Raw genomic sequence first — 1003 nt, forward strand, 5'->3', positions numbered from 1 at the left:
CAAGATGCCAATTTGGTCTTGTTTGATAGACAAGCGCTTGATGAGGCCGTTGCTATTCTGCAAGGTTTGAACAAAAAAAAAGCTTCGATTATCAGCTATAAATTGGACGTCACTGACGCCGATACCACAACCAAGCAAATCGCTGAGGCTGCAAGCAAGCTATCGCCTGATATCTTAATGCATTTTGTCGGGATTACAGGGCCTTGGACGTTTGATGAGATGAGCCAAGAACAGTTTGAGCGCGTACTGACTATCAATCTATTCGGCACTCGTAACGTCTTGGCTGCGGTGCGCCCTTTTTTATCGCGTGGCGATCAGGTCATGGTAACCGCTTCGATGGCGTCATTTACCGGCAGTTATGGCTACAGCTCTTATAGCGCCTCAAAATTTGCTATTTGGGGCATGATGCAATCTATCGGTTTTGAGTGGAAGCCTGACGGTATTGATATCACTGTCTTTGCGCCGCCACCGATAGATACGCCGCTCACCCAAGCAGAAGTCGGCGTCATGGCACAAGCCGGTGTCGGCATGAAAAAACTGGCTGGTGAATTAAAAATTGACGATGCCGTTAAATCAATGCTCAAAGGCGTAGAAAAGCGGCAGTTCTTGGTCGTCCCAGGCGTGATAGCAAACTTGATTAGATTACAGCTGCGCTTCTTTCCTGTGAGTTGGGTTAATTGGATAGGCAATAAGACCGTCGCTTTTTCGCTTAGAAAATAGCATTTCTAACAATGGCTTATTTGCATTAAAATTTCGCCGCCATCGAGTTTTAATCAGTCAGTTAAAAACAATTCCCATAAAAAAGCGTCACCCAACATTGAGTTAGGTGACGCTTTTTTATGACAAGTTGTCTACACTAGCGACTATCGAATCTTAATCTAATGTTTGTACACCGCCGCCATTAACAAATAACGTCTGACCACTCACCCATTCGGAGATAGGCGCCGCAAAATACAGCATCGCTCCAGCGATATCATCGGCTTCACCCAAGCGCTGAATAGGC

General features: G+C 45.8%; 1 protein-coding gene and 1 pseudogene. One reads left to right on the plus strand and one right to left on the minus strand.

Annotation, left to right across the window (positions count from 1 at the left end; genetic code table 11):
• Positions 1-720 (plus strand): SDR family NAD(P)-dependent oxidoreductase (locus V7D75_RS12715; RefSeq protein WP_333614846.1); only part of this gene is annotated, 720 nt, incomplete at its 5' end.
• Between the two features lie 153 nt (positions 721-873).
• Here the strand turns inward: V7D75_RS12715 and V7D75_RS12720 are convergent.
• Positions 874-1003, minus strand: a pseudogene (locus tag V7D75_RS12720) (7-alpha-hydroxysteroid dehydrogenase); the annotation flags it as partial.

The sequence above is a fragment of the Psychrobacter sp. genome (assembly GCF_036731945.1).
GTDB lineage: Bacteria > Pseudomonadota > Gammaproteobacteria > Pseudomonadales > Moraxellaceae > Psychrobacter.